General features: G+C 62.2%; 16 protein-coding genes. 6 read left to right on the top strand and 10 right to left on the bottom strand.

From position 1 onward, the window contains the following. Positions 1–20: 20 nt before the first annotated feature. The 8 genes from HHL25_RS06485 to cysE form a co-directional block, all read right to left on the bottom strand. Positions 21–350: an AzlD domain-containing protein gene (locus tag HHL25_RS06485; protein ID WP_169589632.1), complete on the bottom strand. Its 330-nt coding sequence runs from the start codon at positions 348–350 to the stop codon at positions 21–23. Positions 351–352: 2 nt separating this feature from the next. Next, complete coding sequence (locus tag HHL25_RS06490) at positions 353–1111, bottom strand: AzlC family ABC transporter permease (protein ID WP_169588369.1); 759 nt, start codon at positions 1109–1111, stop codon at positions 353–355. Positions 1112–1236: 125 nt separating this feature from the next. After that, the gene (locus HHL25_RS06495) at positions 1237–1659 is read right to left on the bottom strand and encodes a nuclear transport factor 2 family protein (RefSeq protein ID WP_169588371.1); all 423 of its coding nucleotides are present in this window, start codon (positions 1657–1659) and stop codon (positions 1237–1239) included. A gap of 186 nt (positions 1660–1845) precedes the next feature. Further along, the gene (gene clpA, locus HHL25_RS06500) at positions 1846–4329 is read right to left on the bottom strand and encodes an ATP-dependent Clp protease ATP-binding subunit ClpA (RefSeq protein ID WP_169588373.1); all 2484 of its coding nucleotides are present in this window, start codon (positions 4327–4329) and stop codon (positions 1846–1848) included. Between the two features lie 9 nt (positions 4330–4338). After that, the gene (gene clpS / locus HHL25_RS06505) at positions 4339–4686 is read right to left on the bottom strand and encodes an ATP-dependent Clp protease adapter ClpS (protein ID WP_169588375.1); all 348 of its coding nucleotides are present in this window, start codon (positions 4684–4686) and stop codon (positions 4339–4341) included. Between the two features lie 253 nt (positions 4687–4939). Then, complete coding sequence (locus HHL25_RS06510; protein ID WP_169588377.1) at positions 4940–5284, bottom strand: phasin family protein; 345 nt, start codon at positions 5282–5284, stop codon at positions 4940–4942. Positions 5285–5479: 195 nt separating this feature from the next. Continuing rightward, positions 5480–5683 (bottom strand): DUF3126 family protein, encoded by a 204-nt coding sequence (locus tag HHL25_RS06515; RefSeq protein WP_147179696.1) that lies wholly within the window; start codon positions 5681–5683, stop codon positions 5480–5482. 151 nt (positions 5684–5834) lie between these two features. Beyond that, a complete protein-coding gene (gene cysE / locus HHL25_RS06520; RefSeq protein WP_169588379.1) occupies positions 5835–6656 on the bottom strand; it encodes a serine O-acetyltransferase in 822 nt (273 codons plus the stop codon). 74 nt (positions 6657–6730) lie between these two features. Between cysE and HHL25_RS06525 the strand changes: the two genes are divergently transcribed. Continuing rightward, positions 6731–7534 carry an enoyl-CoA hydratase-related protein gene (locus HHL25_RS06525; protein WP_169588381.1) on the top strand — a complete coding sequence of 268 codons (804 nt, stop codon included), beginning with the start codon at positions 6731–6733 and terminating at the stop codon, positions 7532–7534. A 17-nt stretch (positions 7535–7551) separates the two neighbouring features. On the opposite strand, the gene HHL25_RS06530 is transcribed toward HHL25_RS06525, so the two are convergent. Then, a complete protein-coding gene (locus tag HHL25_RS06530; RefSeq protein WP_169588383.1) occupies positions 7552–8337 on the bottom strand; it encodes an alpha/beta fold hydrolase in 786 nt (261 codons plus the stop codon). Positions 8338–8502: 165 nt separating this feature from the next. On the opposite strand from HHL25_RS06530, the gene HHL25_RS06535 reads away from it, so the two are divergent. Both HHL25_RS06535 and HHL25_RS06540 read left to right on the top strand, forming a co-directional pair. Next, positions 8503–8748, top strand: a complete 246-nt coding sequence (locus HHL25_RS06535; protein ID WP_169588385.1) for a zinc-finger domain-containing protein — start codon at positions 8503–8505, stop codon at positions 8746–8748. Positions 8749–8770: 22 nt separating this feature from the next. Beyond that, the gene (locus tag HHL25_RS06540; RefSeq protein ID WP_169588387.1) at positions 8771–9937 is read left to right on the top strand and encodes an FAD-dependent monooxygenase; all 1167 of its coding nucleotides are present in this window, start codon (positions 8771–8773) and stop codon (positions 9935–9937) included. Between the two features lie 20 nt (positions 9938–9957). Here the strand turns inward: HHL25_RS06540 and HHL25_RS06545 are convergent, their stop codons facing one another. Then, on the bottom strand, positions 9958–11148 hold the full coding sequence (locus HHL25_RS06545) for a cystathionine beta-lyase (RefSeq protein ID WP_169588389.1): 1191 nt from the start codon (positions 11146–11148) through the stop codon (positions 9958–9960). A 357-nt stretch (positions 11149–11505) separates the two neighbouring features. On the opposite strand from HHL25_RS06545, the gene HHL25_RS06550 reads away from it, so the two are divergent. From HHL25_RS06550 to HHL25_RS06560, 3 genes are all read left to right on the top strand, one after another. Then, positions 11506–12534 (top strand): amino acid ABC transporter substrate-binding protein, encoded by a 1029-nt coding sequence (locus HHL25_RS06550; protein WP_169588391.1) that lies wholly within the window; start codon positions 11506–11508, stop codon positions 12532–12534. A gap of 100 nt (positions 12535–12634) precedes the next feature. Beyond that, a complete protein-coding gene (locus HHL25_RS06555) occupies positions 12635–13828 on the top strand; it encodes an amino acid ABC transporter permease (RefSeq protein ID WP_169588393.1) in 1194 nt (397 codons plus the stop codon). A gap of 1 nt (position 13829) precedes the next feature. After that, entirely contained in the window at positions 13830–14984 is a 1155-nt protein-coding gene (locus HHL25_RS06560) for an amino acid ABC transporter permease (protein ID WP_169588395.1), read from the top strand. Positions 14985–14995 lie beyond the last annotated feature (11 nt).

Here is a 14995-nt window from a genome sequence, read left to right on the forward strand (position 1 = left end):
GACTGTCACGGCAGCGGCGCTCACAGCAAGGCCAGACCAAGCGACAGGAGGGCAAGCGATACGACGACACCGACGGCGACGCGCTGGCCCGTGACGAGGAAGGCCGCAAAACCGAGGCCGGCGGCCGCGAGCCTCAACCAGAGTGGGGACGCCTCAAGGCTTCCGGTCGGAAAGACGATCAGCTTGGCGGTAACGGCCATCACCAGGGCGGTGGCGACCGCCCTCACCCAGCTCAGCGCCTCGGATCCCTCGACCAGGCGGTTGCCCGCAATCACGCCGAGCCAGCGCCAGAGATCGGTGGCGAACCAGCCGGCAAACAGGATCACGAGATAAGGGCCGTAGTCGGTCATGCTCACAGCTCGCCCTCCGACACGGGGACCGATGCCGGCACCGTCCGGCCGCGCACGAAAAAGCGGTCGATCAGATAGGCAAGCGTTCCACCGCCGAGCCCGACGATCAAGATGTCGAAGCCGGGGGCGACCAAAGCCAGCAATGGCCCACCGACCGTGCCGATGACGAAGGCGATCTTGACCACGGAATGGCGGGCCGACGCCCAGATCGAGCCGACGAAATAGACCGGCGTCAGGAAGAAGAGGATGCCGGCAACCGCCGGCGGAAAGGTCGAGACAAGCCCGTAGCTCAAGCCCACGAGAATCGTGTTGACCGTGACCAGCGTCACTCCGAAGCCGAAGAAGTAGGCGACGCGGGCCTCGCGCGGCACGGTCTTCAGGTTGCCCATGGCGAAGACCCAGGCGGTGATCGCAACGAAATGCGAAAGGATCAGGAGCAGCCAGGTCGGAGTGCGGGATCCCCGCAATTCCGGCACCAGCGAGGCGACCATCGGCATCATCCGGATCGAGGAAAGCGTGACGGCGAGGAACATCGCCAGCACATTGGCGCCGCTCGTCATCATGCCGATGAGGATCATCTTGGCCGGCAGCGCCCAGATCAGCGCCGTCATGAAGATCGCCTCGTTGCGGCTGATGCCCGATTCGAGCGCGAAGGCGCTGAAGCCGACGAAGGATGTCATGAGAATGAAGGCCGGCAAGGTGAAGATGCCCCGGGCGCCCTGGAAAAACCAATGGAGCGTGGCGGTTTCATCGGTATTCATGGGCTTTCGGGCATCCGGCATGAAATGAGGGTGGCGCGGCGGCGACCATCCGTCGACATTCGAACACGACGTATACAGCCAATCCTCGGGCCAAGACAAAGGCTTTCGCCTGGCATCCCCGTCAATCAGCGCATGCCGTCGGGACCGCCGCTGACGGCGATCATCAACCAATCGGCTCCGCGCCGCTTGTAGACCTCGGTCCAGCGTCCGGCAATCGTCTTTGCCCCCTCGCCGTGTGCCTCCACTTCCGCCTCGTAGCCGTAGTGCACGACGCCGACCTCATGATCGAAGATCCGGACCGTGAGCGGCCGTAGCCGGTAGCGCAGGACGCGCGGCGTGTCGGGGCCGACGGAGGCGACGGCCGCCTCGTAGTCGTGCGGGCTCTCAAGCCCCGTGACCCAGCCGGTGTAGTCACGATGCAGCAGTCGTCGCACCGGGCCGGTCTCACGGCGGCGGGCGATTTCCCAGAGGTCCGACACATGTTCCCAAAGTGCGAGTTGCTCATCGTCGAAGCGCGCGGCGACCTGATCCTTCGTCTCGGTATCCATTTGCCGGCCCCATTCACCCCTTTCGATCGTTCGACCCTAACGCCGGGTCGCGCGGCGGCGCAACCGTCCAGATCAAATGGGACGACCAATCACGGCATCGTCATCGGGCAAAGAAAAACCCCTCGCAGCCGAGCCGCGAGAGGTATCCGTGGAAACGAAAGCCAAGGCCGCGGAACGGCCTAGTACCTACTTCTTCTTCGGCACCTTCGGAACGGAACTGCGCTTGGCAGGTTCCTTTTCAGCGACCGCTCCACCTTTGGCCTCGACTGCCGCATCCTTGGCCTTGGACTTGGCCTTGCGCGGTTTTGCCGGGGCATCCGCCTCGGCGGCCACAAGCTCGGCCTCGGGCTTCGGCTTGACGGGGGCCACGTCCGAAAGCGCCTCGAGATCGAGGACTTCCGCACCGCTGTCGTCCTTCTTGACGCCGACCTTGACGACGCCACCCTTCTTCAGCTTGCCGAAGAGGATCTCGTTGGCGAGCGGCTTCTTGATGTGCTCCTGGATGACGCGAGACAGCGGACGAGCCCCCATCTTTTCATCATAACCACGCGTAGCGAGCCAGGCGATTGCCGGTTCCGACAGGTCGAAGGTGACATTGCGCTCGGAGAGCTGGGCTTCGAGCTGCATGACGAACTTCTGCACGACCTGATGGATGACTTCCGTCGGCAGCGGGGCAAACGGGATCGTCGCATCGAGACGGTTGCGGAACTCCGGCGTGAACAGGCGGTTCAGCGCCTCCTCGTCCTCGCCGGTCCGCTTGGACGAGCCAAAGCCGATCGCCGACTTCGCCATTTCGGAAGCGCCCGCATTGGTCGTCATGATGAGGATCACGTTGCGGAAGTCGATCTTCTTGCCGTTGTGGTCCGTCAGCGAACCGTGGTCCATGACCTGCAACAGGATGTTGTAGATGTCCGGATGGGCCTTCTCGATTTCGTCGAGCAGCACGACGCAATGCGGATGCTGGTCGACGCCGTCGGTCAAGAGACCGCCCTGGTCGAAGCCGACATAGCCCGGAGGTGCACCGAGCAGACGCGAAACCGTGTGCCGCTCCATGTATTCCGACATGTCGAAGCGCAGCAGTTCGACGCCGAGCGAGGCAGCCAACTGCCTGGCGACCTCGGTCTTGCCGACACCGGTCGGGCCGGAGAAGACGTAGGAACCGATCGGCTTGTTGGGTTCGCGAAGGCCGGCACGGGCAAGCTTGATCGCAGTGGACAGAGCTTCGATCGCCGCGTCCTGACCGTAGACGACCGAGCGCAATTCCTTTTCGAGATTGGCGAGAACCATCTCGTCGTCCTTGGAGACGGTCTTGGCCGGGATGCGGGCCATCGTAGCGATCGTCGCCTCGATCTCACGCTCGGTGATCAGCTTGCGGCGCTTGGAAGCCGGCAGCAGCATCTGGGCCGCACCGGTCTCGTCGATCACGTCGATCGCCTTGTCCGGCAGCTTGCGGTCGGAGATGTAGCGCGCCGAGAGTTCGACGGCCGACTTGATCGCCTCGTTCGAGTATTTCAGCTTGTGATAGTCCTCGAAGTAAGGCTTCAGGCCCTTCATGATCTCGATGGCATCCTCGATCGACGGCTCGTTGACGTCGATCTTCTGGAAACGGCGGACCAGCGCCCGGTCCTTCTCGAAGAACTGGCGATACTCCTTGTAGGTGGTCGAGCCGATGCAACGGATCGCCCCGGAGGACAGCGCCGGCTTGAGGAGGTTGGATGCATCCATTGCGCCGCCCGAGGTGGCACCGGCGCCGATCACCGTGTGGATTTCGTCGATGAACAGCACGGCGCCCGGATAGTCCTCGAGCTCCTTGACGACCTGCTTCAGACGCTCCTCGAAGTCCCCGCGATAGCGGGTACCGGCGAGCAGCGTGCCCATATCGAGCGAGAAGATGGTCGCATCCTTGAGCGCGTCCGGAACCTTGCCCTCGACGATGCGCTTGGCAAGACCCTCGGCGATCGCCGTCTTACCGACGCCGGGATCGCCGACATAGAGCGGGTTGTTCTTGGAACGGCGGCACAGAACCTGGATGGTACGGTTGACCTCGCTGTGGCGACCGATCAGGGGATCGATCTTGCCGCCCTTGGCCTTCTCGTTGAGGTTCACGCAATAGGCCTTGAGGGCCTCCTGCTTGGTCTTGGCGGCACCCTCGTCCTGCTCGCGGGCCTGCTTGGCCTCGCCGTCACCGCCCTCTTCCGCTCCGCGCGCGGGTCGGGTTTGGGAGGTTCCGGGACGCTTGCCGATGCCGTGCGAGATGTAGTTCACGGCGTCATAGCGCGTCATCTCCTGCTCCTGCAGGAAGAAGGCCGCATGACTTTCGCGTTCGGCGAAGATGGCGACCAGGACATTGGCGCCCGTCACCTCCTCGCGACCCGAGGACTGGACATGAATGACGGCGCGCTGGATCACGCGCTGGAATCCGGACGTGGGCTTGGAATCCTCGTCGTATCCGGTCACCAGATTGGCGAGCTCGTTGTCGACGTAATCGATGACCGTCTTGCGCAGCGTCTCGAGATTGACGTTGCAGGCGCCCATCACCGCGGCGGCGTCGGCGTCATCGATCAGGGCAAGCAGCAGATGCTCAAGCGTGGCATATTCATGATGCCGCTCGTTGGCGTAGGTCAGTGCCTGATGCAGCGCCTTTTCGAGGCTGGGAGAAAATGTTGGCACGTCAGATCCTCACTTTTTTTCCATGACGCATTGAAGCGGATGCTCATGCTGCCGGGCAAAATCCATCACCTGGCTCACCTTGGTCTCGGCGACTTCGTAGGTGAAGACGCCACATTCCCCCACGCCATGATTATGCACATGCAACATGATGCGGGTGGCTGCTTCCCTGTCCTTCTGGAAGAAACGCTCCAGGATATGGATCACGAACTCCATCGGGGTGTAGTCGTCGTTCAGAAGCAGGACGCGATACAGATTGGGCTTCTTCGTCTTGGGCTTGGTACGCGTGATCACCGAGGTGCCGCGATTGGCGTTGTCCCCGTCCCGCTGGGCTTGCATGACAACCGGCTTGGCGATCATTTCAGTTCATTCTCCAATTGTCCGGCCGATCTGCCGAAGACGCAACGCGACGGACAAACACTCAGCTCAGTAAGGTAGTTCATAATTCGGTGATTTTAAGCCCCCCCTCGCACTGCGCAAACAGAATTGCGCAGTCGCGAGACGAAGCACCCTGAAAAATGACTTAACAGGCTATACAAGGTCCGAGAAATGGCAAGACCGGCCGCGGAAACCGCGGCCGGTCTTCAAAAGTTCCAACAATGAGAACGCGATATCAGGCGGCGGTCGACAGACCGGTGGCCTTGGCAATCGGCGCCTCGTAGGGCTTGTAGGCGGTCTTCGCCAGGTCGGCATACATTTCGCCGAGCTTGGTCGCTTCAGCGACGAAGCTCTCGTAGGACGCCTTCACGTAGCCGGACTGCAGCTCGAAGGCGGTTTCGATGCTCTTGGCACCGGACAGCGCTTCCACGAAGGATGCGGCGTCCTGGAACGACTTCTTGGAATATTCCGACGCCTCGGTGGCGATCGCCTGGAAACCCTTGGCAACTTCGGAATAGTTCTTCAGCGCTGCGTCCATGGCTTCCTTGCCCTTCTTGTTGGCCTCGTCGAAATTGATCATGCCATCACTCCTTCCTGCTCCGGTTCTTTTAGTGCCCACGTACATAGCAGATGCACAAAATCGGTCAAGTGTTTTGTGCGACGCACTATCTTCCATAGGTTGCATTCATAGCCATAAAAAAGGCCGACCTAATGCCGGTCGGCCCTGCCTTCCTTGAAAAGGAAAACATATATCAGACGCGATACAACTCTCGGATTAGAGGTCGACGTCGAGAATGGCCATGGAGAAGTTATAGGACAGATCGCCGTCCTCGTCGTCGCGGAAAACCACGCCCAGAAACTCGTCGCCGGCATAAACCTCGGCGGAGTCATCCTTGCGCGGGCGAGCCTTCACGACCATCGCCGGATTGAACATCCGCTTGAAATAGGCGTCGAGTTTCTTGATTTCTTCGGGCTTCACGATCCAGTCTCCATCGGCGATTCAAATTCGGGCCGCTTGTCGCACGGGCTGTCCGCCGGTGTAAAGACGCAAAGACCATTCTTTGCCGGACGGGCCCTCGACCTTCGAAAGTGGCAAGAGGCCGGGGCAAACCCGGCCCGCCCGCCGGTGGTCAGTCGGCGGCGAGCATCTGGTCCATGGAACGCGCCGGCTCGGCACAGCCGGCTTCGCCGACCACCCGCGCCGGAACGCCTGCCACTGTAGACCCCTTGGGCACCGGCTTCAGCACGACGGAACCGGCCGCAATGCGCGAGCAGCAGCCGACCTCGATATTGCCGAGCACCTTGGCACCGGCACCGATCAGCACGCCGTCGCCGATCTTCGGATGGCGGTCCGCGCCTTCCTTGCCGGTACCGCCGAGCGTCACGCCGTGCAGGATCGAGACATTGTCGCCGATGCGGGCCGTCTCGCCGACGACGAGGCCGGTCGCATGGTCGAGGAAGATGCCCTTGCCGATCCGGGCCGCCGGATTGATGTCGGTCTGGAAGACGCTCGACGCGCGGCTCTGGAGATAGAGCGCGAAGTCCTTGCGGCCGCGGTTGAGCAGCCAATGGGCCAGACGGTGGGTCTGGATCGCATGGAAGCCCTTGAAGTAGAGCACCGGCTCCATGAAACGCGTGCAGGCCGGGTCGCGGTCGTAGACGGCCTGGATGTCGACACGCAGGATCGTGCCCCATTCCGGCCATTCGCGCAGCATCTCGTCGAAGGTCTGACGCAGCAGGACCGCCTGGAGATCCGGATGATCAAGGCGTTCGCAGATGCGATGGATCACGCAATCCTCCAGCGAACGGTGGTTCAGCACCGTCGAATAGAGGAAAGCGGCGAGCAAAGGATCATGATCGGCTGCGGTCCGCGCTTCACTGCGCAGACTGTCCCAGATCGGATCCATCGACGGCATACGCTCCCTCTTGAGGATTTCGCTCTTTACGACCATTGCCGGTCTCCTCGTTGGCTGTTCGATGGCATTATATAATGCATCCCCGATTCAAACTAAATGGGCTCCCCTTAATGAAACGCACCCACGATTTCGCGGCCGGAAAAATCCGTACCGTGTCGCAGAACGGTACCGGCCTCCTCGTCATCGCCAACACCGAGCGCAAGAATGCCATCACCGCCGCGATGTGGCGGGCGATCCCGCAGGCGATCCATTGGCTGTGCGGCGAAGGTGGCGCCCGGGTGATCGTCCTTAAGGGCGACGGCGAAACCGATTTCAGCGCGGGCGCCGACATTTCCGAATTCCCGACCGTGCGCAAGGACACGGCGACCGCCCGCCTCTACGAGGCCGACAACAGCAAGGCGTTTTCGGCGATCCGCAACGCGTCCGTGCCGGTGATCGCGGCGATCCGCGGGATCTGTTACGGAGGCGGCTTCGGGCTCGCGGCGGCAGCGGACCTCAGGATCGCGGCCAAAGGTGCCGCCTTCGCCGTCCCTGCAGCAAGGCTCGGCCTCGCCTACCCCGCCGATGCGGTCCAGGATTTCGTCCAGTCGCTCGGCACGCAGATGGCGCGCAAGGCGCTCTTCACCGGGGCGCCGATGACGCCCGGCCAATTGCTATCCTGCGGCTTCCTGGTCGACGTGACGCCGCCCGAAACGCTCGAGATCGAGGTCATGGAGCTCGCGGAAGTGATCGCCGGCAACGCGCCGCTGTCGGTCCGGGCCTCCAAGATCGCGATCCGCGCCGCGACGCAGCAGGACGACGACCTGCTTCGCGAAGCGGAGGTGATCGGCGCGGCAACCTTCGACAGCGCCGATTATGCCGAAGGACGCGCCGCCTTCGCGGAGAAACGCAGGCCGGTCTTCACCGGACGCTGAACCTTTGCTGCTTGCCGCTATTCGGCGGCAAGCCTGCGGTAGAAATCGAGGACCGCCTTCTTGAAGACGCGGTCACCGACGGCCAGCATGTGATCGCGGTTGGGAATGTCGATCGCGGTGGCTTCCGGCATGAGTGCCGCCAGTTCCTGGGGCGATCCGGCGATATCGTCCTTGGTGCCAACCGCGATCAGCGTCGGGATATCGACCTTGGCGATGTCGGCGCGATCGACCAGGACGCGCGAAGTCCTGATGCAGGCAGCGAGCGCGAAGCGGTCGGAATGCGTCTGTTCGGCGAAGGCGCGGAACATGCGGCCCCGCGCGTGGGTGACGTCGTCGATCGACGGCGCCAGCAGCGCATCGGCAATCGGGTCCCAGTCGCCGACGCCATCGCATAGGCCGATGCCAAGCCCGCCGAAGACGAGCGACCGGACCCGGTGACCATGTTCGATGGCCAGGAAAGCCGCATTTCGCGCACCCATCGAATAGCCCATGACATGCGCCTGCTCGATGCCGAGATGGGTCAGCAAGGCTGCTGCATCCGCCGCCATAAGCGAGGGATAATAGGCCTCTGGATCATGCGGGCGGTCACTTGCACCGTGACCGCGATTGTCGAGCGCGATGACGCGGTAACCGGCGTCGCCGAGCGTCCTCAGCCATCCGGGATAGACCCAGTTGACGCAAGCCGTCGAGGCGAATCCGTGGATCAGCAGGACCGGATCGCCGGCAGGATCACCCTCGTCGAAATAGGCGATCTGCAAGCCGTCGTGAATGAATTGCGAGAATGGCGGTGCGTCGAGATTCATCGGATTGTCCTGTCGGGATCGAATTGCGGCTACAGTATTCAAAGCAAGGTACCGAACAAAGCCGCAGATCATGATTTTCTGTGGGCGGGCCGGGTGTTTGGCTCTACACTTTCTTTCCGAACGGCGATATGGTCCGCCGCGTTGAATGGCATAGCGGAGAAGAACATGGCCGGGCACAGCATTCCCCATTTCCAGAACGACGGCGGTCACCAAGTGATCGAAATCGGCGTGAAGGAATTCATGTGCACAGGCGCATCCGTTCCCTTCGACCATCCGCACATCTTCATCGACATGGGACATGACAACGAAAAGGTCTGCTCCTACTGCTCGACACTCTTCCGCTACAATCCGTCGCTCAAGGCCGAGCAGACCAATCCGCCCGGCTGCGTCTTTCACGTGAAGGCGGCGTAAGCGGCGCCTGATCGGACACGTCATGTCGATCAAGACCGCCGCCATCATCGGAGCCGGGGTGGCGGGGTTGACGACCGCGCTGTCACTCGCCCGCCACGGAATCCATTCCGAGATCTTCGAGCAGGCGCCGCAGCTCGGCGAAGTCGGCGCGGGGCTGCAGATTTCGCCGAACGCCTCGCGCATTCTCGCTGAACTCGGCGTTCTCGATGAAATCGAGAAACACTGGTTCGAACCGGACGAGATTCGTCTGGTTTCCGGCGTCACGTTGAAGTCGCTGGCAAGCGTTCCGGTCGGGCACTTTGCCCGGCGGCGCTGGGGGGCGCCCTATGGCGTCCTGCATCGCGCCACACTGCAGCAGGCACTGCTGACAAAAGTTCTGCAGAGCCCGCTCTGCCGGCTGCGCCTGGGCAACCGGATCGACGATCCCAACCCCTCGACCATCGAACATCTTATCGGCTCGAAACCGCATGTGATCATCGCTGCAGACGGCGCATGGTCATCCGCACGAAAGCTGGTCGAAGACAGCCCGATCGTCACGTTTTCAGGCAACATCGCCTGGCGCTTCACCGTCCCTGCTGCTGGGGCGCCGGGCTTCCTCGATCCGGCCAATGTGACGGCCTATCTCGGGCCGGACACCCATCTGGTCGCCTATCCGCTCAAGGAAGTCGACGGGTTCAATATCGTCGCGATCGCCGCCGGCATGGATCCCGGGGAGACATGGGCCACCGAGGGGAGCGGCGCACAGCGCGCCATGCTTCTACGCCAGTTCTCCAGATGGAATACGGAAATCACGGCACTCCTCGCCTCGATCGAGAAGGCGACGTTCTGGCCGCTTTACCAGGCTTCGTCCGGACGCTGGCAGAATGGGCGGGAAACAGTCCTGATCGGCGATGCCGCGCACGCGATGATGCCGTTTTCGGCGCAAGGCGCGGTCATGGCAATCGAGGATGCTTTCGAGCTCGGGGGCGCGATTGCGGCCCCCCTTCCCCTGCCCGAGGCGCTCGCCGGGTTCGAGGCCACGCGCCAGAAACGGGCGGCACGGGTGCGTGATCGCGGCGCCTTCAACAAGTTCGCCTACCACGCCAAGGGACCGATCCGCATCGGCCGCGACATCGTCCTGAAACTGCGCTCGCCGGAGGGCCTGGCCGCTGATTTCGACTGGCTCTACGGCTACCACGCCCGCGGCTAGCGAAAGCTTTGGCGCCGGGGTCAGACCTCGGCCGCCGCCTTGAAGCCACGCTCGAGGTCCGCGATGATGTCCTCGACATTCTCCAGACCGATCTGCAGACGCAGCACGGGCCCCTCTGACGGAGCCTTGCGGATCTTTCGGTCCTGAAGATTGACCATCACGGCGAGGCTTTCGTAGCCGCCCCAGGAATAGCCGAGACCGAAGAGCCTCAGGCTGTCGAGGAAGGCGCGTGCCTTGGGCTTGAACTGGTCCGGATCGTCGACCGCGAGCACGAAGGAGAAGATCCCGCTCGCGCCCTTGAAATCGCGCTTCCAAAGCTCATGACCCGGGAAGCTCGGCAGCGCCGGATGCAGTACCCGGGCGACGTCGTCCCGGCCCTCGAGCCAGCGTGCGACGGCAAGCGCGCTCTTCTGGTGGTGTTCGAGCCGAATTCCCATCGTCCGCAAACCACGCAGGATCTGGTAGGCGTCGTCCGACGAGACACACATGCCGAGATTGGTGTTGGCCTCCTCCAGCGTCTTCCAGTGTGCCGCATTGGCGGACACCGTGCCCATGAGCAGATCGGAATGACCCGACGGATATTTGGTGGCCGCATGGATCGTCACGTCGACACCGAAATCGAGCGCCTTGAAGTAGAGCGGCGTCGCCCAGGTATTGTCCATGGTGACCACGCAACCATGCCTGTGGGCAGCATCGGCGATCGCGCGGATATCCTGCATCTCGAAGGTGTTCGATCCCGGCGCCTCGGTATGGACAAGACGGGTGTTCGGCTTGATGAGAGCCTCGATCCCCGCCCCGATCTCGGGATCGTAGTAATCGACCTCGACGCCGAGGCGCTTCAGGATCGTGTCGCAGAAACGGCGGCACGGGAAATAGACGGAATCGACGATCAGGGCGTGATCGCCCGCCGACAGGAAAGCGAGGAACGGCACGGTGATGGCCGCGAGCCCCGACGGCACCAGGATCGTTCCGGCCGATCCTTCGAGTTCGTTGATCGCCTCGCACAGCGCGTCGGTGGTCGGCGTGCCATGCGTGCCGTAGGTGTATTTCTGCTGGCCCGTCTCCATCGTGTGGACATCCGGGAAGAGCACCGTGGAGGCACGAACGACGGGTGGATTGACGAAACCGTGGAAGCTCGACGGGTCGTGCCCGATATGGCAAAGCCGCGTATCCGTGCCGGCGCCGACCAGCATGTCCTTCCTGTCTGTCATGATCCCTGAAGCCTTTTTCAATGCGAGATGAGGGCGTGATTTTTGAAGGGCGCACGGCCCATGGTCAAGCCTCGATTTGTCACCATGGCAATGGCCGGAACGACGATCCAAAGCGCTTGCGGACGACCTATTTCTTAGCCAAAAACGCCTCCAAGGCACTGATTTATGCCTGTTTTTCAAGCTGAATTAGCAAATTGCCACTTTTCCTCGCATTTTGAGTCATCAACACTTGACCATCGAACCATTTAAGACTGTGATAGTCGGGCTCGCACCGGGAGGGCAGCGAGCCGGCCAGCATCGCCGACCTTCATGGCGCGTCGCGGCCGAAACAAAAGACAACGGAAAAGGTTGGGAAAAATGAACAAGAATCTTCTGTTGGCCGCAATCGGCGCTGCTGTCCTGGGATTGGGCGCATCGGCCGCTTATGCCGGCACGCTTGATGACGTCAAGGCAAAGGGCTTCGTGCAGTGCGGCGTCAACGGTTCGAATCTCGCTGGCTTCGGCGCTCAGGATTCCTCCGGCAACTGGACCGGCCTCGACGTCGATCTCTGCAAGGCCGTCGCAGCCGCCGTATTCGGCGATGCCACCAAGGTGAAGTACACTCCCCTTTCGGCAAAGGACCGTTTTCCGGCCCTGCAGTCCGGTGAAGTGGACATGCTCGCCCGTAACACGACCTGGAGCGCCAGCCGCGACAGCCAGCTCGGTTTCGACTTCCGCGCCATCAACTACTATGACGGCCAGGGCTTCATGGTCACCAAGGCGCTCAACGTGAAATCGGCTCTCGAGCTTTCGGGTGCTGCCGTCTGCGTGCAGTCCGGCACGACGACCGAACTGAACCTCGCCGACTACTTCAAGGCCAACGGCATGGAATACAAGCCGGTCGTCTTCGAAAAGCAGGAAGAAGTCGACGCCGCCTACCAGGCCGGCCGTTGCGACGTCTACACTACCGACCAGTCGGGCCTCTATTCGATCCGCCTGTCGCTCGCCAACCCGGACGACCACGTGATCCTGCCGGAAATCATCTCCAAGGAGCCGCTCGGCCCGGCCGTTCGCCAGAACGACTCCAAGTGGTTCGACGTCGTCTCCTTTGCCCACTATGCGATGGTCACGGCTGAAGACTTCGGCATCACCCAGGCCAACCTGGACGAAATGGTGAAGTCCGAGAACCCGGACATCAAGCGCTTCCTGGGCGAGGAAAAGGACCAGACCATCGGCAAGGACCTCGGCCTTGACGAAAAGTGGGCCTACAACATCATCAAGGCCGTCGGCAACTACGGCGAATCCTTCGAGCGCAACGTCGGTACCGGCAGCCCGCTGAAGATCCAGCGCGGCCTGAACGCTCTGTGGTCGAAGGGCGGCCTGCAGTACGCACCGCCGATCCGCTAATCGGATTGACGCATACCGGGAAGGCGCCATGCGCCTTCCCGCCCAAAGCAATAAAAAAATACGCAGCCACGACGAGGGCTGAAGTACAGGGGACAGATATATGGCCGTTGCAACCGCAGGCGGGGGCGGGACCGACCGTCCTGCCACGTCATTGCTCTATAATCCGGCGTTGCGCCAGTTCGTCTACCAGGCCCTTACGGTCGTCGGCATTGTCTGGTTGTTCTGGTTTGCCGGCTCCAATGCCGCACAGAATCTTGCCAAGGCCAACATGACGGCCGGCTTCGACTTCCTGAACAGCCGCGCAGGTTTCGACATCGCACAGACGCCGATCGCCTATACCAGCGATTCCAGTTATCTGCGCGCCCTCACCCTGGGCCTGGTCAACACGCTCATCGTCGCGGTTACGGGCATCATCACGGCCACCATCGTCGGCCTCATCGTCGGCATCGGCAGGCTGTCCCACAACTGGCTGATCTCGCGGATCTCGACCGTCTATGTCGAGGTGTTTCGCAACATTCCGCCGCTGCTCGTCATCTTCTTCTGGTACAAGGGCGTTCTTTCGCTCCTGCCGGACGTCAAGAAGTCGCTGGAGCTGCCGCTCTCGGTGTTCGTGAGCAATCGTGGCATCTACATGCCGGCGCCGATCTTCGGCGAAGGCATGTCTGTCGTGCTCGCGGCCTTCGCAATCGGCGTCGTCGGTGCGATCATCTATGCCCGATGGGCAACGAAGCAGCAGCTTGCCACCGGCAAACGCCCGCCAGTGCTGGCCGTGAACATCGGCCTGGTCGTCGGGCTTCCGGTTCTCGCCTTCATTCTGATGGGCATGCCCGTCACCTTCGACGTTCCCGAACTCGGCAAGTTCAACATGCGCGGCGGCACGGTCATCGGGCCGGAATTCCTGTCGCTCTACATGGCGCTCTCCTTCTACACCGCCGCCTTCATCGCCGAAATCGTGCGTGCCGGCATCCGGGGCGTCTCCAAGGGGCAGACGGAAGCCGCCCATGCGCTCGGCATTCGCCCGGGCCTGACGACGCGGCTGATCATCCTTCCCCAGGCGCTGCGCATCATCATTCCGCCGCTGACCTCGCAATATCTGAACCTGACGAAAAACTCGTCGCTGGCGGTGGCGATCGGCTATGCGGATCTCGTGGCCGTCGGTGGCACCATCCTCAACCAGTCCGGCCACTCGATCGAAATCATCGCGATATGGATGCTGATCTACGTGTCGATCAGCCTCGCCACATCGCTGTTCATGAACTGGTTCAACGCCAAGATGGCACTGGTGGAGCGTTGAGATGAGCGATCAAGTCTACTTCCTCCGCCGCCAGTTCCTGGCGCCCGAACCTCCCCCGGCCTCCGACAAGTCGGCTGCCGGCTGGATCCGCAAGAACCTGTTCGCCTCCCCGCTGGACAGCCTGATGACCGTGGTGTTCGGCGGCGCCATCATCTGGTTCGTGCTGTCGGTGTTCGACTGGCTGTTCATCTCGGCAGTCTGGAGCGGCGACGGCCGCGCCTTCTGCGCGACGACGGTGCAGGGCGGCAACCAGCCGGACGGCTGGAGCGGCGCGTGCTGGGCCTATGTCGGCGACTGGTTCACCCAGTTCATGGTCGGCTCTTATCCGCGTGACCAGCTCTGGCGGCCGATCACCGTCGCAGCGCTGTTCGTCTTGCTGCTGGTGCCGTTCCTGATGCCCAAGGCGCCGCGCAAGGGGCTCAACGCGTTGCTGCTGCTCGTCGCGCTGCCCATCCTCGCCTATATCCTGTTGCTGGGTGGCAGTTTCGGTCTCAGCCATGTCGAGACCTCGATGTGGGGCGGCCTGATGGTGACGCTGATCCTGTCCTTCATCGGGATCGTCGTATCGCTTCCCTTCGGCATCCTGCTGGCCCTCGGTCGCCGCTCGCAGATGCCGATCGTGCGGGCCGCATCCATCGGCTTCATCGAGCTTGTCCGCGGCGTGCCGCTGATCACCGTGCTGTTCATGGCGAGCGTGCTGCTGCCGCTGTTCCTGCCGCCGGGCGACAACATCGACAAGTTCCTGCGCGCGCTGATCGGCGTGTCGATCTTCGCGTCGGCCTATATGGCGGAAGTCATTCGCGGCGGCCTGCAGGCCATTCCGAAGGGGCAGTACGAGGGTGCGGATTCGCTCGGCCTGAGCTTCGGGCAGAAGATGGTCTTCATCATCATGCCCCAGGCCATCAAGCTGGTGATCCCGGGCATCGTGAACACCTTCATCGGCATGTTCAAGGACACCTCACTCGTCTCGATCATCAACATGTACGACCTGCTCGGCATCGTGAAGGCCAGCTTCGGCGACGCCAAGTGGATCACGCCCGTCACCCCGTTGACGGGGCTTATCTTCGCAGGTTTCATCTTCTGGATCTTCTGCTTCGGCATGTCGCGCTATTCCGCCTTCATCGAGCGGCATCTCGACACCGGACACAAACGCTAGACAGGACCACT

The sequence above is a fragment of the Rhizobium terricola genome, from assembly GCF_012927355.1.
Lineage (GTDB): Bacteria > Pseudomonadota > Alphaproteobacteria > Rhizobiales > Rhizobiaceae > Allorhizobium > Allorhizobium terricola.